Below are 19,744 nucleotides of genomic sequence, written 5' to 3' on the forward strand. Positions count from 1 at the left end.
ACCCCTGGGGAGAAATCCCGTCCGTCGTGTATCGAATCTGTTCCAGGCTTCGTTCGAGTCTTGGCCCGGTGTCCGGGGGGACGGTTAGCCTGGCGCGATGTATTCGTGATCGAGGATGGGGGACGGTCGTTACGTATGGCCAGGGAATTCCAACGCGGCCACAAGGCCAAGGTCGGCGATCTGACGGCGGGAACGGATCTGTATGTGGGTGTCCAGATCTCCGCTCCGGGGCTCACATTCGACATCAGCTGCTTCGGACTCGATGCCGAGGAGCGGCTGACCGACGACCGGTACTTCATTTTCTTCAATCAGCCCGCCTCGCCCGAGGGAGCCATTCAGCTTCTCGGGCCGCAGGCCGGTGACACCGAGTCCTTCCGGGTCACCCTCGACCGGCTGCCGGACCGGCTCCACCGGCTCTCCTTCACCGCCACCGTCGACGGCGACGGGGAGATGTCCCGGATCGGCCCCGGATATCTGCGGATCGTCGCGGGGGGCGAGGAGGTCGCCCGCTATCCGTTCACCGGGAACGAGTTCAGCACCGAGCGCGCGCTGATGATCGGCGACTTCTATCTGAAGGACGTCTGGCGCTTCGCCGCGGTCGGACAGGGCTTCGACGGGGGTCTGGAGGCGCTGCTGAAGAACTTCGGCGGCGAGGTCGCGGAGGAGCAGCCCGCCGAGCCCGCCCCGCCGGCCGCCCCCGCGTTCGCGCCCCCGGCCTTCGCGCCCCCGGCGCAGCCCGCCGCCCCGCCGGCGTTCGCCGCGCCGGCGGCACCACCCGTACCGCCGACCCCGGCTGCCCCGGTGGCGCCTGCCCCGCCGGTCGCACCGGCACCTCCCGTACCGCCGGTCGCACCGGCACCGCCGCAGCCGACGCACTACGCGCCCGCGCAGGCCCCCGTGGCACCGGTACCCCCGGCCGCCCCTGTGGCCCCGCAGGCTCCCGTACCACCCAGCGCTCCCGTACCACCCGCCCCGCCGGTCGCGCCGTCCTTCGGGCAGCCCGTGCCCGCCCCGATGCCGTTCGGCTCGCCCCCGGGAGCGCCCCAGCCCCCCGGTGTCGCCCCCCAGGGGATACCCCAGGGGCTCCCCGCGAACGGCGCGGGCCTCCAGGCAGCCCTCCAGCCCTATCGCGAGACCCCCGACGGTCAGCGCTGGGCGGCCCAGAACCATCAGCTCGTCCGGGTGGAGCTGCGCAAGGGCGGACCGGGTGTCCTCGCCCGCCAGGGCAGCATGGTGATGTACCAGGGCAAGATCGACTTCAGTCACAAGAGCGCCGGTCTCATCGGCGGCCGGGTCGGCTCCGCCACCGGCCAGGAGCTGGAGCTGATGCGCTGCACCGGACGCGGTCAGGTCTTCCTCGCGGAGGACGCCGCCCAACTGCACGCCATCGAACTCCAGGGTGACGGCATCTGTGTCTCCGCCGAGAACGTCCTCGCCTTCGACGAGGCCCTCCAGTACGAGATCCGCCGGATCGAGGGTCATGGCATCCCCGGTGGGGCCCTCTTCACGCTCCAGTTCAGCGGCACCGGGACCGTCGTCGTCAAGACCCGGGGCCTCCCCGTCGTCCTGCCCGTCACGCCCACCACCTTCGCCGACGCCAACGCCGTGGTGGCCTGGTCCTCCGGGTCCCAGGTGATCCTCTCCAGCCAGGTCAGACTGCGCCGCAACGCCTACCCCGGCCACAGCGGGGAGACGGTCAACCTCCAGTTCCGGGGAGCACCCGGGAACTTCGTCGTCGTCCAGCCCTACGAGGTCTGAGGGAGCCCGAAATGGAACAGCAACTCGCGGGCCATATCCCCGCCCCGATGGCCGCCCGGATGGAGAACCACGGCACCACCATGCTCAAGGTCGCCATGGCCACCGGCCACGACCTGTTCGCACGGAGCGGTTCGATCGTGTCGTACGAGGGGTTCATCCAGTACGAGCCGGACCCGCCCGCCGCCCGTCAGGCCGCCGCCCAGTGGGTGAGCGGCGAGGGCTCCCCCGTGATGAAGTGCGCCGGGGACGGGGTGCTCTATCTCGCCGACTACGGCGCCGATGTGGTCATCCTCCATCTCGACAATGACTCGATCTCGGTCAACGGCACCAATGTGCTCGCCTTCGACGCCCATCTCCAGTGGGGCGTCGAGAAGGTCAAGGGCCTGGCCAAGCTCGCCGGACAGGGCCTGTGGAATGTGGAGATAGCGGGCACCGGCTGGGTCGCCCTCACCTCCCGGGGCGTCCCGATCGTGGTCGACTGCGGCCGGGGCGAGGACGAGACCTATGTCGACCCGGACGCCCTGGTCGCCTGGTCACCGCAGCTCAAGGTGAAGGGCAAGCGCAGTTTCACGGCCTCGTCCCTGGTCGGGCGGGGCAGCGGCGAGGCGTATCAGATGGCCTTCTCGGGCCAGGGCATCGTCGTCGTACAGCCGAGCGAGGACAGCACCGACCGGCTGCGGATCCGGGGCTGAGGGGGAGCGGGAACACATCATGCAGAGTTCACTTTTCCACCATGCGGAACAGCAGTCCCAAGAGCGCTATGTCCTCCAGAACCCGCAGCTGCTGCGGGTGGCCCTCCAGGGCGACGACATCCTCGCCCGCAAGGGATCGATGGTCGCCTACCAGGGGATGATCGACTTCGACGGGGAGTACGAGTCGGCCGGGCGCCGCCGGGAGCGCAAGCGCACCGGGGAGGGCCTGGAGCTGATGCGCTGCTCCGGCCAGGGCACCGTCTATCTCGCCAATCTCGCGCAGTACGTCCATGTCGTGGAGGTGGACCGGGACGGCCTCACCGTGGACAGCTCCTATGTCCTCGCGCTCGACGCCGGGCTGCACACCGAGGTCATCGCCGTGGACAGCCAGTACGGCATCTCGGGCTCCGGGAAGTACCAGCTCACCATCACGGGCCGGGGCAAGGTCGCGCTGATGACCTCGGGCCGGCCGCTGATGATGCGGGTCACACCGGAGACCAGCGTCAATGTGGACGCCGACGCCATCGTCGCCTGGTCGACCCCGCTGCGGGTGCAGATGCAGGCCCAGACCTACTCCTCCCCCGTCCACCGGCGGCGCGGGTCCACCGGGGAGGGCTGGGAGCTGAGCTTCCTCGGGCAGGGCTTCGCCCTGGTCCAGCCCAGCGAGGTCATGCCGCCGCAGCACGCGCAGATCGGCGAGGGCGTGCGCGGACGGTTCGGCAACAGCGGACAGAACGCCAACAACTCCTGGAGCTGACGCACGGTAAGGGGCGGTCTCCCGGGAGACCGCCCCTTACCCCTGTCCGGGGCCGTGCCGGAGTGCCGGAGGGACCGGTGACCGGTGACCCCGTCCCGGGGTCGTGGGTCAGGCCGGTGCGGCGCAGGTCAGGCCGGGTGCGGCGACGGGGCACCGAGCAGCGCCCGGGTCCCCTCCAGCAGCCGCAGCACCGAACCGTCGGCGACCTCCGCCACCTCGTCGTACCGGAACCAGCGCAGATCCAGCGACTCCTCACTGATCCGCACCTCGGCCCCCGCCGGGGCCAGCGCCGCGTACTGCACATCCAGATGCCAGTGGCAGGGTGCCGGGATGGGATGCCGGTCCAGCCGCACCGGGGAGCCCGCGCCCAGCAGGGTCAGGCCGGTCAGACCGGACTCCTCGGCGGCCTCCCGCAGCGCCGCCCCGGCCAGTGTCCCGTCCCCCGGCTCGCAGTGGCCGCCCATCTGGAGCCACATACCGAGCTTGCGGTGGAGGGTCAGCAGCACCCGCTCCCGCTCCGGGTCCACGATCAGGGCACTGGCCGTGAGGTGACCGGCGGAGCAGGACTTCCACAGGCCGTCGGGCCGGGCCGCCAGATGGTCCAGATAGGCGCGGCGCAGCTCCTCCTGCTCCTCCCGCCCCTCCTGACCGGCGGCCGGGCCCATCGGGTCCGTGTACTCCCGCAGGGTCCGTACGGCGTCGTCGTGCAGACTCACCGGCCGGAGCCACCGTCCCGGCCGTCCCGGCCGTCCCGGCCGTCCTGCTCCTCGGTACCGGGGCCCTCGGGGCCGCTCTCCGGGCCCTTGCCGCCGCCCGTGCCGCCCTCGGTGCCCTTGCCGGTGGCGGTGCCCGTGCCGGAGCCCTGGGACGCGGCCTCGCCGAGCATCTTGTCCAGCTCGGAGAAATCCAGGTGCTCCCGGTGGACAAAACCATCCGGGTCGTCCAGGTCGGAGGCGGTCGGCAGCATGTCCGGGTGCTCCCACAGGGCGTCCCGGCCGTCCATCCCGCGCGCGTCGGTGAGCGAGGCCCACAGCCGGGAGGCATCCCGCAGCCTGCGCGGACGCAGCTGGAGACCGATCAGTGTGGCGAAGGTCTGCTCCGCCGGACCGCCGGACGCCCGCCGCCTGCGCAGGGTCTCGCGCAGCGCCGGGGCGGCGGTGAGCCGCGACGAGGCGGCCTCGTGGACCACCGCGTCCACCCAGCCCTCGACGAGGGCCAGCGCCGTCTCCAGACGGGCCAGCGCGGCCTTCTGCTGCGGGGTGTCCTCCGGCTGGAACATGCCCTGCTGGAGTGCCTCCTGCAGCTGCTCCGGGTGGGTGGGGTCGAACTGGCCCACCACATCCTCCAGCTTGGAGGTGTCGACCGTGATGCCCCGGGCGTATCCCTCGACCGCTCCGAAGAGGTGCGACCGCAGCCACGGGACATGGGCGAAGAGCCGCTGGTGAGCGGCCTCGCGCAGGGCCAGATAGAGCCTGACCTCCTCCTTGGGGACACCGAGGTCCTTGCCCAGGGCGGCCACATTCAGCGGGAGGAGCGCGGCCTTGCCCGCGGGGCCGAGCGGCAGACCGATATCGGTCGAGCCGACCACCTCGCCCGCCAGCACGCCCACGGCCTGACCGATCTGCTGGCCGAACATCGCGCCGCCCATGGAGCGCATCATGCCGATCAGCGGGCCCGCCATGGCCTGCATCTCCTCGGGCAGCACACTGCCCATGGCCACCCCGACACGCTCGGCGACCGGGTCGGCCAGCTGCCGCCAGGCGGGGAGGGTCTCCTCGACCCACTCCGCACGGCTCCAGGCGACGGCGGTGGTCGTGCCGGACGGCAGCGACGTCACCCCGTCCAGCCACAGGTCGGCCAGGCGCAGCGCCTCCTCGACGGCGGTGCGCTCGGCGGGACCGACGCTCTCGTCCTTGGTGCCGTCCGGGGTGCCCTGGGAGACCGTCTGGCGGGCGATCTGCTTGGCCATGTCCCAGTTCACCGGGCCGCCCTCATAGCTCAGCATCTGGCCGAGCTGCTGGAAGGCGGCGCCCAGGTCGCCGGGGTTCAGCGATCCGAACATGGCGGCGAAGGGATTGTCCGCGCCGCTCCCGGGGCCGAATCCGAAAGGATTCGCCGGGGAGGAGCCGCCGGCGCCGTGGCCACCGCCGGCGGGATCCTTCTTCTTGCCCTCGTCGCCGTTCTCCGGCTCCTCCGGCGGAAGGCCGAATCCGAATGGGGTGTCACTCACGGGTTTCCTCGGCTCGTAGGGCCGCCGGCTTCTACCGACGGCGAATGCCCGACAACACACCCAGCGTAGACATCCGCGCCCGGGTGTGGGCTCGGTGCTCCGCCGACTCGTGGCCTGGGGCAGGATGGACGCCACCTGGTACGTACGCGTCATACGCTCACGTACTGAAGACAACCGCTGGAGACACCTGGTGAGTTCCCCAGATCCACAGGTTCGCGGAGCGCGAAACCGATCGACCCCGTCCGCCGGCGGCGGGTCCGCACGCCGCGGCCCCGTCGTCGCGGTCACCGGCGCCGCCACCGGCGTCGGTGATCTGCTGACGCGCAGGCTCGCCGCGTCCGACGAGGTCAAGCAGGTGGTCGCCATCGACGAGCGTCGGGGGGAGGTCGCCGAGGCGCTGTGGCACACCCTCGATGTCCGGGACCCGGCCATCGCCGAGAAGCTGCGCGGCGCCGATGTCGTGGTGCACCTCGCGCTCGACCTCGACCTGGAGACGGACGCCGCCGCCCGGACCGCCTACAACGTCCGCGGCACCCAGACCGTGCTGACCGCCGCCGCGGCGGCCGGGGTGCGGCGGGTCGTGCTGTGCACCTCCGCGATGGTCTACGGAGCGCTACCGGAGAACGACATTCCGCTCTCCGAGGACGCCGAGCTGCGGGCCACCGCGGAGGCGACCGGTGTCGGCGATCTGCTGGAGATCGAGCGGCTGGGCCGCCGCGCGCCCCGCGCGCACCCCGGGCTCAATGTCACCGTGGTCCGGCCCGCCCTGCTGGTGGGCGGCACCGACACCGCGCTGACCCGCTACTTCGAGTCCCCGCGGCTGCTGGTGGTGGCCGGATCCCGTCCGACCTGGCAGTTCTGCCATGTCGAGGATCTGGTGAGCGCCCTGGAGTACGCGGCGCTGGAGAAGGTGGACGGTGAGCTGGCGGTCGGCTGCGACGGCTGGCTGGAGCAGGACGAGGTGGAGGAGCTGAGCGGGATCCGCCGCATGGAGCTCCCCTCGGCCGTGGCGCTCGGCGCCGCCACCCGGCTCCACCGGATCGGCCTCACTCCGTCCCCCGCCGGTGACCTGGCGTACACGATGCACCCCTGGGTGGTCAGCGTCAGCCGGCTGCACGACGCGGGCTGGCGGCCGGGGTGGACCAATGAGGAGGTCCTGGCCGCGCTGCTGGAGGAGGTCGAGGGGCGGCACACCCTCGCGGGCCGCCGGCTGGGCCGCAAGGACGCCACGGCGGCGGGCGCGGCGGGCGCGACGGTCGCCCTGCTGGGCACGGCGGCCCTGGTCCGCAGGGCCCGCAAGGCCCGGCGGCGGATGTAGGCCCCGCAACCCCCGGCGCCCCCGGCGCCCCCGGAATCCCGGCGCCCCCGGAATCCCGGCGCCCCCGGAACCCCGGCCCGGGACGGGGGCGCGGGCCGGAGTGTCCGCGGGGTGCGGCACGATGAACACATGGGCATCACTGACGAGCACCCGGGGGAGCGGTCGGGCCCCGACCCGATCCGTCTCCTGGCCATCCGCGACACCCCGCTCTCCCTGGACGAGGTCTTCGCGGCGGTACGGGACGACGCCGCCGGGGGCACCGCGTTCTTCGTCGGCACCGTCCGCGACCACGACGGCGGCGCCTCGGTCCGCGGCCTCGGCTACACGGGTCATCCGACGGCCGAGGCCGTGCTGCGCCGGACGGCCGCGGAGATCACCGCGAAATACCCGGTCCGGGCGCTGGCGGCGGTCCACCGGGTGGGCGATCTGGAGGTCGGCGACCTCGCGGTCGTCGTCGCCGTGGCATGCGCCCATCGGGGTGATGCCTTCGACGCCTGCCGCCGGCTCATCGACACCCTCAAGGAAGAGGTGCCGATCTGGAAGCACCAGCTCTTCACCGACGGCGGCGAGGAGTGGGTGGGCGCCTGACGGAGCGGGCGCCCGGGGCACGCCCACGGGGCGCCCCTGGCCGTCTTCCGGGGGACGGGGACCCGGGGAAACCCACCGGGTGACCATGCGCCCCGATTTGCGTAACCGCCCCCCTGGCCCGAGCGTTGAACTGGCGGATGATTAATCTGCTGATCACTCAGTTGCGGATGTCATGGGGTAGGGAGGTCACGATGGCAGCGCTCGCCTGGTTGCTGATTCCGCTGTTCGCCGTCGTCGGCGCGGCGATATGGGGAGGCTGGGCCTCACGCAACCGGACAACCGGCGATGTCGCCGAGTTGGCCGGTTACGCGCGTTTCCGGGACGCGATGGAGAAGGCCGCCTCGGGCGGTCCCCCGGCGAAGTAGACGGCGGGGCGGCCGTGGCCCGCCCCGGACGGACCGGCCCCGACAGTGCGCCCCGGGCCCTGTCCCGTACTGTCGTTCCATGCCACGCCGCACCGCGACGATGCTCGCCTCCACTCTGGTCTTCATCGCGTTGCTCTGTGCCGGGGTCCTCATCCCGGTGCCCTACTCGGAGATGTCCCCGGGGCCGACGGTCAACACCCTCGGCGACGCGGGTGGCGAACCGGTTCTGCGGATCTCGGGGCGGAAGACGTACCCCACCAACGGCCATCTGAACATGACCACGGTGCGGGTCACCGGGGCCGATTACCGGATGAATCTCGTGGAGTCCGTGTACGGCTGGCTCGCCGACGACCAGGTGGTCGTCCCGCACGAGACCCTCTACCCGGACGGGAAGACCGAGGAGCAGTCGACCCAGGAGAACGCCGAGGAGTTCACCCAGTCCCAGGAGAGCGCCAAGGTGGCGGCGCTCAGGGAGCTGAAGATCCCGGTGCGCTCGCAGGTCGTGGTCTCCACCGTGGTGAAGGACACCCCCGCCGAGGACCGGCTGCACGCCGGCGATGTGATCAGGGCGGTGGACGGCGACCCCGTCGAGGAACCCGGTGATGTGGCCGCGCGGGTCACCCGGCACAAGCCCGGCGAGAAGGTCGTCTTCACCATCGTCCCCGCCAAGGAGGCCGCGGCGGCGGAGAAGGCGGGCAAGAAGCCGACCGCCACCGAGAAGGTGACCGTCACCACCGCGAAGTCCGAGGAGACGGGCAAGGCGATGGTCGGCATCCAGGCGGGTCTCGACCACACCTTCCCGTTCACCATCGACATCAATCTGGCCGATGTCGGCGGGCCGAGCGCGGGGCTGATGTTCGCGCTGGGCATCGTGGACAAGCTCACCCCGGGCGATCTGACCGGCGGCGAGTTCATCGCGGGCACCGGCACCATCGACGACGAGGGCACGGTCGGGCCGATCGGCGGGATCGAGATGAAGCTGGTCGGCGCGCGGAAGGCGGGGGCCGAGTACTTCCTGGTGCCCAAGGCCAACTGCGCCACCGCGGCCTCGGACATCCCCGAGGGGCTGACCCTGGTGAAGGTCGACACCATGGCCGACGCGACCGATTCGATGAAGAAGATCGCGTCGGGGCGGACGGACGGGCTGCCCTCCTGCTCCACGAGCTGACCCCGATCCCCGATCCCCGATCGCCGAGTGCCCAGGGCCCGGGGCGCGCTGATTCCGCTCTCGGCGTAGCGCGCCCCGGAGTCCCTGGAAGGAACGGGAGCCCCTGGAGGGAAACGACCTAGGACTCGAAGGTCGCCGCCAGGGCGTCCGCGAGGCCCGGGACCAGGTCCGGTCCGGTCAGCACCTCCGTCGGCGAGTCCTTCGCCCGCAGCCGCAGGGCCGACTCGCGGGCGCCGTCGCGCAGGACCGCCACGGTCATCCGGACCTCCTGGCGGTCGGGGTGGGAGGCCACCCACGTGGCCAGCGCCCGCTCGTCCAGGCCGTCGGGGACCTGGGTCTCGGCGGACGGCGGCAGCATCTGACGCTCCACGGTCAGCGCGCATCCGGCGACCGCGTCGGGCCAGGCGATGGTGGCGAGGAACTCGTCGAGCGCGGTGCCCGCCGGGATCTCGTCCTGTTCGATCGGGGTGAGCGGCGCGGCGCTGTCGTCGCCGTCGAGCCCCAGCTGGGCCGCGAGCTCGGGCTCCTGGCCGCGCAGCCGTGCGGTGTCGACCAGGGCGAAGAGACGGGCGGGAAGGTCCCAGCCGAGTCCCGAGGCGTACTCGTCGATCTCCAGCACGGCACGGGTGAGCGGGCTCGCGGCGATCGGGCCGGATCCGGTGGGGGTGGTGCCGGAGCCGTCGGCCGGGCCCCCGGAGGGGCCGTCGGCGGAGGGGGTGGAAGGGGAAACATTGGACATGCCCAATATCCTGCCTCCTCCGGGCCCCCAGTCGGGAACTAGGTAAAGCCTCGGTAAGTTGCATGGGTGGGGCTCTAGGATCGCGGGGGCCCGTTTCACAGACCGCGAATATTTCACCGACCGCGAACTTCGAGGTGCGCACGTTGGCTTTCCAGATGCCGGACCGCGGCGGAGGCCCCCCGACCGGGCCACGGATCAGAGTGGGCCGCCCCTCCCGGCGGGTCCGCACCCTGCTGATGACACTGGGGGTGCTGGCTGTCCTGGCCATGGCGTTCGTCATGTTCGCCGGGTTCTGGACCGACTGGCTCTGGTACCGCTCCGTCAACTATTCATCGGTGTTCACCACCACTCTCTGGACCAAGATCGGCCTCTTCGCCGTCTTCGGTCTGCTGATGGCCACGGCCGTCGGGGTGAACATCTGGCTCGCCCACCGGCTGAGGCCGCCGCTCAGCGCCATGTCGCTGGAGCAGCAGAGCCTCGACCGCTACCGCATGGGCATCGCCCCGTACAAGAAGTGGGTGCTCCTCGCGATCACCGCACTCGTCGGGCTGATCGCCGGAGCCTCCGCCACCGGTCAGTGGCGGACCTGGCTGATGTGGATCCACGGGGTGCCCTTCGGTGAGAAGGACCCCCAGTTCCAGATGGACGTGTCGTTCTACGCGTTCGACCTGCCCTGGTACCGCTTCCTGCTGGGCTTCGGCTTCGCCGCCGTGGTCCTCTCGCTGATCGCCGCCGCGCTGACCCACTATCTGTACGGCGGACTGCGGATCACCAGCCCCGGCGCCCGCGCGACCGGCGCGGCCACCGGACACCTCTCGGTGCTGCTCGGTGTCTTCGTCTCGCTGAAGGCGGTGGCGTACTGGCTGGACCGGTACGGCCTCGCGGTGAAGTCCAGCGACTTCAAGGCGACGGGGAACTGGACCGGCCTGCGCTATGTCGACGCCAACGCCTATCTCCCGGCGAAGACGATCCTCTTCTGTATCGCGGCGATCTGCGCCGTGCTCTTCTTCGCGACGCTCTGGCGCCGCACCTGGCAGCTGCCGATGATCGGCTTCGGCCTCATGGTCCTCTCGGCGATCCTGATCGGTGGCCTCTACCCGGCCATCGTCCAGAAGTTCCAGGTCCAGCCGAACGAGCAGGCCAAGGAGAGCCCGTACATCCAGAAGAACATCGATGCCACCCGCAAGGCGTACGGCATCGACAGCGCGAAACAGGAGGACTACGCCGGAAAGAGTGATCCCACCCGCAAGGCGGAGCAGCGGGAGGACGCCAAGTCGGCGGCCAGCTATCGCGTGGTCGACTCGAACATCGTGTCGCCCGCCTTCCAGCAGCGCCAGCAGGAGCGGAAGTACTACCAGTTCCCGGACACGCTGGACGTCGACCGGTACACCGGCCCCGACGGCAAGCCGCAGGACACCGTCATCGGTCTGCGTGAGCTGGACCTCAGCGGTATCCCCAAGCGCAACTGGATCAACGACCACTTCACCTACACCCATGGCTACGGCGCCATCGCGGCCAAGGGCACCAGTGTGGTCACCGACCCGAACGACGGCACGGTGGGCTCGCCGGACTTCACCGAGTCCGGGCTGCCGACCTCGGGCCAGCTGAGCGAGGACAACCCCGGCAAGAAGTACGAGCAGCGGATCTACTACGGCGAGAAGACCGAGCAGTACTCGATCGTCGGCGGCCCGCAGAAGGAGCTGGACTACGAGTCCAACACCAGCGGTCCGAAGTACACCAGCTACCGGGGCGACAGCGGGGTCAGCCTCTCCGGCACGCTGAACCGCGCGGCGTACGCCATCGCCTTCAGCGAGCCGCAGATCCTGTACTCGGGCGCTGTCGGCGAGGGCTCGCGGATCCTCTACAACCGCACGCCCAAGGAGCGGGTCGAGGCGGTCGCGCCGTGGCTCACCATCGACGGCGACGCCTACCCGGCGGTGGTCGACGGCCGGATCCAGTGGATCGTGGACGCCTACACCACCACCAACAGCTACCCGTACGCCTCGCGCACCACCCTCGGGGACACCACCGCGGACTCGCTGACCACCAACCAGCGCGCGGTCGTCGCCCAGCAGAACCAGGTCAACTACATCCGCAACTCGGTGAAGGCCACCGTCGACGCCTACGACGGCACGGTGAACCTCTACCAGTGGGACACCGAGGACCCGGTCCTGAAGACCTGGATGAAGGCGTTCCCGGGCACGGTGAAGTCCAAGGGCGACATCTCCCCGGAGCTGCGGTCGCACCTGCGCTACCCGCAGGACATGTTCAAGGTCCAGCGTGAGCTGCTGACCCGGTACCACGTCACCGAGCCCGAGCAGTTCTACAGCGGCAGTGACGCCTGGCAGGTGCCGGACGACCCGACGAACAAGAAGGGCAGTGCGGTCCCGCCGTACTACCTGAGCCTGAAGATGCCCGGCGAGAGCGCGCAGAGGTTCTCGCTCACGACGACCTTCACCCCCGCGGGCCGGCCCAACCTGGGCGCGTTCATGGCGGTGGACGCCGACGCGAACAGCAAGGGTTACGGCTCGATAAGGCTGCTCAGAGTCACCGAGACGGTCCAGGGACCGTCGCAGGTGCAGTCCGAGCTGAATGGTGTGCCGGAGGTCGCGACCTTTGTGCGGGACCTCAGGGGCACCGACTCGGACATCGAGTACGGAAATCTGCTGACCATTCCACTGGACGGCGGCTTCCTGTACATCGAGCCGGTGTACGCCCGGGGTGGCAGCGCCAACTATCCGCTGCTGAGGAAGGTGGCCGCCGCCTACGGCGGAGGCAAGCCGGTCTTCAAGGACACCCTGGACGAGGCGCTCGACGCGGTCTTCGCCCAGGAGGGCGGTTCGGACACTCCGCCGCCGCCCGAGAAGGACGAAGGCGACACCCCCACCAAGCCCAAGCCCCCGACCGGTGGGGAATCGGAGCTGAGGGACGCCATCGCCGATGTCCTCAAGGCCAATGAGGACGCCAACGCAGCCCTGGACAAGGAACCCAAGGACTGGGGCGCGTACGGCAGGGCCCAGGAGGAGCTGGAGAAGGCGCTGGAGCGGCTGGAGGAGGCCGAGGGCAAGGAGAGTCGGCCCGCCTCGTCACCGCCGAAGACGACCTCCCCATCGTGACGGCCCTCGTCGTGACGGTCTTCCCGTCGTGACTGCCTTCCTGTCATGAGGCTCCGCCGCCCGGACCCCGCGAGGGTCCGGGCGGCCGGGCCGGGCCCGGTGGGGACACCGGGCCGGTCGGCGGTGGCAGGCCCGCCGCGGCACCGCTGAGCTGGACACATCCCGTGCCGTGATAGTGTGTGAACACAACGACGCGGGGTGGAGCAGCTCGGTAGCTCGCTGGGCTCATAACCCAGAGGTCGCAGGTTCAAATCCTGTCCCCGCTACTGAATGACGAAGAGGGCCCGGATCCTTTGAGGATCCGGGCCCTCTCCGTGCGTATGGGTGGTGTGGAGGACCTCGGTGCGGCGGGGGCGCGGGACCGGGCGCGAAGGGGGTGCGCACGTTTGACTTATCTCTCTGTGGGCATGTCGACAAAACGCCGAAGTGACCTTCCCGGTTGCGGTATACCGGGTGTGAGCCGGTTGCAGGTGGTGCGACGATGGAATATATGGGGGACAGGGCAACTCTGTTGGAGACAGGGCGGTTTGTGCAGCGACATGCCGGGAGCGCAGCGGGAGCGGACTCCCCTGCGCCGGACGGCACCGCCGCCACCGCCATGGCCACCGCGGACCGGCGCCCGATGGCGGCCCGTACGGTCGGCACCGGCCCCGGCACCCGCACTGATACCGACACCGATACCGGCATCGGCAGGGGCGGCACCGACATCGGCGCCGACACCACGGATACCACCGACGCCACGGACACCGCGGACGCCCTGAGCGCCGGGGTCCGTGAGGGAAACGGGGCCCCCGGCGCCGACGCCGTGGAGACCGCCGGCAGCGAGGAGCGCTACCGCAGGGCCGCCGCCTCCGGTGACATCGCCGCCATGAGCGCCCTCGGCTCCCTCCTGCTGCGCCGGGGCGACCTGGACGGCGCCGAGCCGCATCTGCGCGGCGCCACCGCCGCCGGGGACCGGGCCGCCGCCAACAACCTCGGGGTCCTGCTCCATCAGCGCGGCTACGCCGAGGAAGCCGCCACATGGTGGCGGGTCGCCGCGGTCGCCGGATCGGCGGCGGCCGCCCACGCACTCGGCCGGCACTTCCGTGAGCGCGGCGACGAACCCGCCGCCGAGTACTGGCTCCGCCAGTCCGCCGAGCAGGGCCACGCACTGGGCGCCTACGCCCTCGCCGACCTCCTGGAGCACCGCAGCGACGTCGGCGCCGAGCGCTGGCTGCGCGCCGCCGCCGAGCGCGGGCACCGGGAGGCCGCCTACCGGCTCGCCCGGATGCTGGAGCTGCGCGCCGCCGACGAGGAGCGGCCCGGCGGACACCGGGACACCGGCCCCCACTCGGGCACCCGGCTGCGGATGGGCGACCACGGCGCGGGCCGGGACGGCTTCGCCGGAGGAGCGCCGGGCGTACGGGCCGCCGGGGACCGGGGCGCGCACCGCGCGGTTGCGCACCGCGCCCCCGTCGACACCGGCGCACACCGGGTTCCGGCAGCGGCGGGAGCCGCCCGCGCCGCCGGGGGCATGGTCGACAGCGTGACCCGGCTCCGTCTCTCCACCCTGGACGAGGCCGCCCAGTGGTACCGGCAGGCGGCGGCCCGGGGCCACCGCAGAGCCGCCCTCCACCTCGGCGCCATCCTGGAGAAGCGCGGCGACCTCAAGGAGGCCGGCCGCTGGTACCTCAGCTCCGCCAAGGACGGCGAGACCCGGGCCGCCTGCGCCCTCGCCTTTCTGCTGCGGGACGCCGGGGACGAGGAGAGCGCCGCCGTCTGGTGGCTGCGCGCCGCCCAGGAGGGCGACGGCAACGCGGCCAACGCCCTCGGGGCGCTGCACGCGGAGCGCGGCGAGCCGCAGACCGCCGAGCGCTGGTACCGCGCGGCCCTGACGGCGGGCGATGTGAACGGCGCGTACAACCTCGGGCTGCTCTGCACCGCGCAGGACCGGGTGCAGCAGGCCGAGCAGTGGTACCGCCAGGCCGCCTACGCCGGTCACCGCGAGGCCGCCAACGCCCTCGCCGTCCTGCTGCTCCAGGCGGGGGACGCGACCGGCGCGGAGCCCTGGTTCTCCAAGGCGGCCGAGGCGGGCAGTGTGGACGCCGCGTTCAACCTCGGCATCCTGCATGTCGGCCGGGACGACGACCGTACGGCGCTGATGTGGTACGAGCGCGCGGCGGCCGGCGGACACACCGAGGCGGCCCTCCAGGTCGGCATAGCGCGGCTGCGGGACGGCGACGAGCACGGTGCCGAACGTCATCTGCGCTGTGCGGCGGGGGGCGGCAGCACGGAGGCGGCCTTCCGCCTCGCGACGCTGCTCGACTCCCGGCAGCCGCCAGCGGGCGCGCCGGTGCTCGGTGAGCCGGTCGGCGAGAAGACCGAGTGCGAGGAGTGGTACGAGCGGGCCGCCGAGCAGGGCCACCGCCGTGCGCAGGTACGGGTGGGCATGCTCGCGGCGGCCCGGGGGGACATGCCCGGGGCCGCCCGCTGGTACCGGGAGGCCGCCGAGGCGGGCAGCCGCAACGGCGCCTTCAACCTCGGGCTGCTGCTCGCGCGGGAGGGCAATGAGCGCGAGGCGGCCCTGTGGTGGAGCCGGGCGGCCCGCGCCGGGCACGGTCGCGCCGCCCTGCGGCTGGCCCTGCTCGCCGCGCGCCGGGGCGAGCTGACCGAGGGGCAGCGCTGGTGCGCCCGCGCGGTGGAGCTGGGCCCGGCCGAGGTCGCCGAACGCGCGGCCCGCCTCCGCGAGGCCCTCCACCAGGAACTGACCGCGTGACCCTCTGCGGCGGGCGCTGTCCCGTACCGCGGGGCCCGGCCCGAGCGCCCGGGTCGCCGCACTCCTGACAGCGCCCCCGCCCCCTGGCCCGCCCTCCGGTCCGGCGGGTGGCCACCGCTCCCCGTACCGGCGGACGGTTCCCCGTACCGGCGGACGGTTCCTCCGGGTACCGCCCGGGGGCCGCTGGTGCCCCCTGGAGGGCCAACGGCTTCGATACGGGGACCTCCGCCGGACCGGCGCCCCGGGAGGCGTCCTTCCCGCACGTCCTGACGCGGCCGGCGCGGTAGGGCGTACAGGCGTACGGGCGGTCCTCCGTGCCCCGGGACGGGGGCCTGACGGGGGCCTGACCAGGTCAGGACGGGTTCAGCGTGGGGCTCGGGCGCGGCACGCGTAGGGCACGGATGGGGTCCGGGGGACGGGATTTGCACTGGGTGGTCGGCTCCCGTAAGGTTGGGTTTACCGACGCGGGGTGGAGCAGCTCGGTAGCTCGCTGGGCTCATAACCCAGAGGTCGCAGGTTCAAATCCTGTCCCCGCTACTGAATGACGAAGGCCCGGATCCTCAGGATCCGGGCCTTCGGCATGTGCGCGCACGGGGATGGCCGGAACCGCCCGCCCCCGGCGAAAGCGGGGAGCGGGGCTCAGACGCCGGCGCAGGAGGGGCAGATGCCCCGGTAGGTGACCTCGACATTGGAGATGGTGAACCCGAACCGCTCGGAGTCGGGCAGGTCCGCCAGGGGATTCCCGGCCGGGTGGACATCGCGGATCGCACCGCACTGGGCGCAGACCAGATGCTGATGGGGCCGGTGCGCGTTCGGGTCGTACCGCTTGGCGCGGCGGTCGGTGGCGACTTCCAGCACCTCACCGAGCGTGACCAGCTCACCCAGGGTGTTGTAGACGGTCGCACGCGAGATCTCGGGGAGTCGCTCCACCGCCCGCGCATGCACCTCGTCGGCCGTCAGATGGACATGCTCGCCGTCGAGAACTTCGGCCACGACACGCCTCTGCGCCGTCATGCGCCAGCCTCGGCCGCGGAGTCGTTCCAACAGGTCACTCATAGGACCAGCCTAACAGCGGGGGATCGTGATCCCGAACGGGTGTGACTTTGGATGCTCACTTGACTTAGACAAAGTCCATCGTAGGATCGGATCGGCACAAGGGCCAGGACGACGATCATGGAGGCGTTACACGTGACGCAGGGACCGCTCACCACGGAGGCCGGAGCGCCGGTCGCCGACAACCAGAACAGCGAGACCGCCGGCGCCGGCGGCCCGGTTCTGCTCCAGGACCAGTCCCTCCTGGAGAAGCTCGCGCACTTCAACCGCGAGCGCATCCCGGAGCGAGTCGTGCACGCCCGTGGCGCGGGCGCCTACGGCACCTTCACCGTCACCGCGGATGTCACGCGGTACACCAGGGCGGCCTTCCTCTCCGAGGTCGGCAAGGAGACGGAGACCTTCCTCCGCTTCTCCACCGTCGCCGGTAACCTCGGCGCCGCGGACGCGGTCCGCGACCCCCGGGGCTTCGCGCTGAAGTTCTACACCGAGGAGGGCAACTACGACCTCGTCGGCAACAACACCCCGGTGTTCTTCATCAAGGACGCCATCAAGTTCCCCGACTTCATCCACACCCAGAAGCGCGACCCGTACAGCGGCTCGCAGGAGGCGGACAACGTCTGGGACTTCTGGGGGCTGTCCCCCGAGTCCACCCACCAGGTGACCTGGCTCTTCGGTGACCGGGGCATTCCCGCCTCGTACCGTCACATGAACGGCTACGGCTCCCACACCTACCAGTGGAACAACGCCGCCGGTGAGGTCTTCTGGGTGAAGTACCACTTCAAGACGGACCAGGGCATCAAGAGCCTGACCCAGGCCGAGGCCAACCGCCTCGCCGGTGAGGACCCGGACAGCCACCAGCGGGATCTGCGCGAGGCCATCGAGCGCGGCGACCACCCGAGCTGGACCGTGCAGGTGCAGATCATGCCCGCGGCGGACGCGGCGTCCTACCGCTTCAACCCGTTCGACCTCACCAAGGTGTGGCCGCACGAGGACTACCCGCCGATCGAGATCGGCCGGCTGGAGCTGAACCGCAACCCGGAGAACATCTTCGCCGAGGTCGAGCAGTCCATCTTCTCGCCCGCGCACTTCGTGCCGGGTATCGGACCCTCGCCGGACAAGATGCTCCAGGGCCGGCTCTTCGCCTACGGCGACGCCCACCGCTACCGGGTCGGGATCAACGCCGACCATCTGCCGGTGAACCGCCCGCACGCCACCGAGGCGCGGACCAACAGCCGGGACGGCTTCCTGTACGACGGCCGCCACAAGGGCACCAAGAACTACGAGCCCAACAGCTTCGGCGGACCGTTCCAGACGGACAAGCCGCTGTGGTCGGCGACCGCCGTCTCCGGGGTCACCGGTGACCAGGTGGCCCCCGCCCACGCCGAGGACAACGACTTCGTCCAGGCGGGCAATCTCTACCGGCTGATGTCGGAGGACGAGAAGTCCCGTCTGGTCGAGAACCTCTCCGGCTTCATCGCCAAGGTCTCCCGCGATGACATCGCCGAGCGGGCGATCAACAACTTCCGTCAGGCCGACGGAGACTTCGGCAAGCGGCTGGAGGCCGCCGTCCAGGCCCTGCGTGGCTGACGGGCGCTTGTCGTAGAAGGAGGGTCGGATCCACTGTCCAGGGGGGTCCGGCCCTCCGGTGTACCCGGGGTCCTGTCCCGGACGGGCGGTACGGGCGGTACGGGCGGTACGGGCCCGTCCGGGACGGGGTCGGTGGCGGAGTCACGGGTACGGGATTGTGGATTGCGGTTACGGGGTTACGGGTACGGGGTTGCGGTTACGGGGGCTACGGGGCTCAGCCCACCAGGGCGCCCCGCCGGTCCCGGACCGGTGCCCAGCAGCGGATGATGTCCCGCACCGAGACCACCCCGACGGGCCCCCGGTCGTCCAGCACGATCAGATGCCGGAAACCGCCCCGGGACATGGCGTCGGCGGCCTCCTCCAGCGTCCAGGACGGGGCGGCGAAGACGACGTCGGTGGTGGTGTGGGAGCCCGCGGTCTCCTGGTCGGGGTCCTGCCCCGCGCCGACCGAGACCAGGATGTCCCGTTCGGTCAGGATGCCGGGGCCGCCCTCGCTCTCCCCGTCGAGGACGACCGCCGCGCCGACCCGGCGGGCGGCCATCAGCCGGGCGGCCTGGCGCAGGGTGTGGGCGGGTCCGACAGTGAGGACCACCGTGCTCATGGCGTCACGGACGAGCATGGATGGAGCCACCTCCTTGGTGACCGGCCTCCCGGGGGCTCCCCTGGAGAACCGATTCACAAGTTCACAAGTGGGGGAATCCTCAGAGTCGCAGCCCATGGCGGTCCCGGCAAGAGCCCCGGCGGGAACGGTTTCCGGGAAGCTCCCGGGCCGCCCCCGCCGATGACACGGTCGTCACGCCGGTTGAGGGGTCAGGAGCGCCGGTCGAGGTGGTCGAGCAGCTCACCGTGGAGCAGCCCGTTCGACGCCGCCGCGTTTCCGCTGTTCGTCCCCGGAACACCGTCGAGGCCGGTGAAGAAGCCGCCCGCCTCCTCCACGACCACGGCGAGCGCGGCCATGTCCCACAGCGACAGCTCCGGCTCCGCGCAGATGTCCACCGATCCCTCGGCCACCATCATGTACGGCCAGAAGTCGCCATAGGCGCGGGTGCGCCAGCAGGCGCGCGTCAGATCGAGGAAGCCCCCGAGCCGGCCCTGCTCCTCCCAGCCGCTGAGTGAGGAGTAGGCGAAGGAGGCGTCCTGGAGCCGGTTCACCCCGGAGACCCGGATCCGGGTGCCGGAGTCGAGCGAGGTGCCGGTGTACGCGCCCGCGCCCCGCGCCGCCCACCAGCGCCGGCCCAGTGCCGGGGCGGACACCACGCCGACCACCGGCCGGAAGCCGTCCTCGCCCTCCTCCATCAGCGCGATCAGCGTCGCCCAGACCGGCACCCCCCGGACGTAGTTCTTGGTGCCGTCGATGGGGTCGATCACCCAGCGGCGCGGCCCCGACCCCTCGATGCCGTACTCCTCGCCGAGGATCGCGTCCTGCGGCCGGGCCTGCTGGAGGCGGTCGCGCAGGGCCTCCTCGGCGGCTTTGTCGGCCTCGCTGACCGGGGTCATGTCCGGCTTGGTCTCGACCGCGAGATCCATCGCCTGGAAGCGGTCCATGGTGAGGGCGTCGGCGGCGTCGGCCAGGGCGTGGGCGAGACGCAGATCGTCGTCGTAGTCGAGCATGGCCGTC

The 19,744-nt window shown here is 71.4% G+C and carries 16 protein-coding genes and 2 tRNA genes; 12 read left to right on the forward strand and 6 right to left on the reverse strand.

Annotated features, from left to right (window positions below):
• Window positions 1-135 precede the first annotated feature (135 nt).
• From ABT354_RS07870 to ABT354_RS07880, 3 genes are read left to right on the forward strand one after another with little or no spacing between them, the layout of a single operon-like run.
• Window positions 136-1,758 carry a TerD family protein gene (locus tag ABT354_RS07870; protein ID WP_351490485.1) on the forward strand — a complete coding sequence of 541 codons (1,623 nt, stop codon included), beginning with the start codon at window positions 136-138 and terminating at the stop codon, window positions 1,756-1,758.
• An 11-nt stretch (window positions 1,759-1,769) separates the two neighbouring features.
• Window positions 1,770-2,450, forward strand: coding sequence for an AIM24 family protein (locus ABT354_RS07875; protein ID WP_351490487.1), 681 nt, complete (start codon window positions 1,770-1,772; stop codon window positions 2,448-2,450).
• Window positions 2,451-2,469: 19 nt separating this feature from the next.
• A complete protein-coding gene (locus ABT354_RS07880) occupies window positions 2,470-3,207 on the forward strand; it encodes an AIM24 family protein (protein WP_351490489.1) in 738 nt (245 codons plus the stop codon).
• A 128-nt stretch (window positions 3,208-3,335) separates the two neighbouring features.
• Here the strand turns inward: ABT354_RS07880 and ABT354_RS07885 are convergent, their stop codons facing one another.
• Together ABT354_RS07885 and ABT354_RS07890 are read right to left on the reverse strand one after the other, a co-directional pair.
• Window positions 3,336-3,923, reverse strand: coding sequence for an NUDIX hydrolase (locus ABT354_RS07885; RefSeq protein WP_351490491.1), 588 nt, complete (start codon window positions 3,921-3,923; stop codon window positions 3,336-3,338).
• Complete coding sequence (locus tag ABT354_RS07890) at window positions 3,920-5,437, reverse strand: zinc-dependent metalloprotease (RefSeq protein ID WP_351490494.1); 1,518 nt, start codon at window positions 5,435-5,437, stop codon at window positions 3,920-3,922. The genes ABT354_RS07885 and ABT354_RS07890 overlap by 4 nt, the downstream gene beginning before the upstream one ends.
• 190 nt (window positions 5,438-5,627) lie before the next feature.
• On the opposite strand from ABT354_RS07890, the gene ABT354_RS07895 reads away from it, so the two are divergent.
• From ABT354_RS07895 to ABT354_RS07910, 4 genes are all read left to right on the forward strand, one after another.
• Complete coding sequence (locus ABT354_RS07895) at window positions 5,628-6,755, forward strand: SDR family oxidoreductase (protein ID WP_351490497.1); 1,128 nt, start codon at window positions 5,628-5,630, stop codon at window positions 6,753-6,755.
• 129 nt (window positions 6,756-6,884) lie between these two features.
• Window positions 6,885-7,343, forward strand: coding sequence for a molybdenum cofactor biosynthesis protein MoaE (locus ABT354_RS07900; RefSeq protein ID WP_351490499.1), 459 nt, complete (start codon window positions 6,885-6,887; stop codon window positions 7,341-7,343).
• Window positions 7,344-7,534: 191 nt separating this feature from the next.
• On the forward strand, window positions 7,535-7,708 hold the full coding sequence (locus tag ABT354_RS07905) for a hypothetical protein (protein WP_351490502.1): 174 nt from the start codon (window positions 7,535-7,537) through the stop codon (window positions 7,706-7,708).
• A 79-nt stretch (window positions 7,709-7,787) separates the two neighbouring features.
• Window positions 7,788-8,876, forward strand: coding sequence for a YlbL family protein (locus ABT354_RS07910; RefSeq protein WP_351490504.1), 1,089 nt, complete (start codon window positions 7,788-7,790; stop codon window positions 8,874-8,876).
• 118 nt (window positions 8,877-8,994) lie between these two features.
• Here ABT354_RS07910 and ABT354_RS07915 read toward each other — a convergent pair whose 3' ends face one another.
• On the reverse strand, window positions 8,995-9,615 hold the full coding sequence (locus ABT354_RS07915; protein ID WP_351490507.1) for a PPA1309 family protein: 621 nt from the start codon (window positions 9,613-9,615) through the stop codon (window positions 8,995-8,997).
• A gap of 155 nt (window positions 9,616-9,770) precedes the next feature.
• On the opposite strand from ABT354_RS07915, the gene ABT354_RS07920 reads away from it, so the two are divergent.
• From ABT354_RS07920 to ABT354_RS07935, 4 genes are all read left to right on the forward strand, one after another.
• The gene (locus tag ABT354_RS07920; protein ID WP_351491125.1) at window positions 9,771-12,731 is read left to right on the forward strand and encodes a UPF0182 family membrane protein; all 2,961 of its coding nucleotides are present in this window, start codon (window positions 9,771-9,773) and stop codon (window positions 12,729-12,731) included.
• Window positions 12,732-12,923: 192 nt separating this feature from the next.
• A tRNA-Met gene (locus ABT354_RS07925) sits at window positions 12,924-12,997 on the forward strand.
• Window positions 12,998-13,212: 215 nt separating this feature from the next.
• On the forward strand, window positions 13,213-15,486 hold the full coding sequence (locus tag ABT354_RS07930) for a tetratricopeptide repeat protein (RefSeq protein ID WP_351490509.1): 2,274 nt from the start codon (window positions 13,213-13,215) through the stop codon (window positions 15,484-15,486).
• A 463-nt stretch (window positions 15,487-15,949) separates the two neighbouring features.
• A tRNA-Met gene (locus tag ABT354_RS07935) sits at window positions 15,950-16,023 on the forward strand.
• Window positions 16,024-16,125: 102 nt separating this feature from the next.
• Here ABT354_RS07935 and ABT354_RS07940 read toward each other — a convergent pair.
• Window positions 16,126-16,542 (reverse strand): Fur family transcriptional regulator, encoded by a 417-nt coding sequence (locus tag ABT354_RS07940; RefSeq protein ID WP_351490512.1) that lies wholly within the window; start codon window positions 16,540-16,542, stop codon window positions 16,126-16,128.
• Between the two features lie 132 nt (window positions 16,543-16,674).
• On the opposite strand from ABT354_RS07940, the gene ABT354_RS07945 reads away from it, so the two are divergent.
• Entirely contained in the window at window positions 16,675-18,126 is a 1,452-nt protein-coding gene (locus tag ABT354_RS07945; RefSeq protein WP_351490515.1) for a catalase, read from the forward strand.
• 214 nt (window positions 18,127-18,340) lie between these two features.
• On the opposite strand, the gene ABT354_RS07950 is transcribed toward ABT354_RS07945, so the two are convergent.
• Together ABT354_RS07950 and hisN are read right to left on the reverse strand one after the other, a co-directional pair.
• Entirely contained in the window at window positions 18,341-18,745 is a 405-nt protein-coding gene (locus tag ABT354_RS07950) for a CBS domain-containing protein (RefSeq protein WP_351490517.1), read from the reverse strand.
• Between the two features lie 191 nt (window positions 18,746-18,936).
• Window positions 18,937-19,737, reverse strand: coding sequence for a histidinol-phosphatase (gene hisN, locus ABT354_RS07955; RefSeq protein ID WP_351490520.1), 801 nt, complete (start codon window positions 19,735-19,737; stop codon window positions 18,937-18,939).
• Window positions 19,738-19,744: the final 7 nt, after the last annotated feature.

It is taken from the genome of Streptomyces sp. NPDC000594, from assembly GCF_040299965.1.
GTDB lineage: Bacteria > Actinomycetota > Actinomycetes > Streptomycetales > Streptomycetaceae > Streptomyces.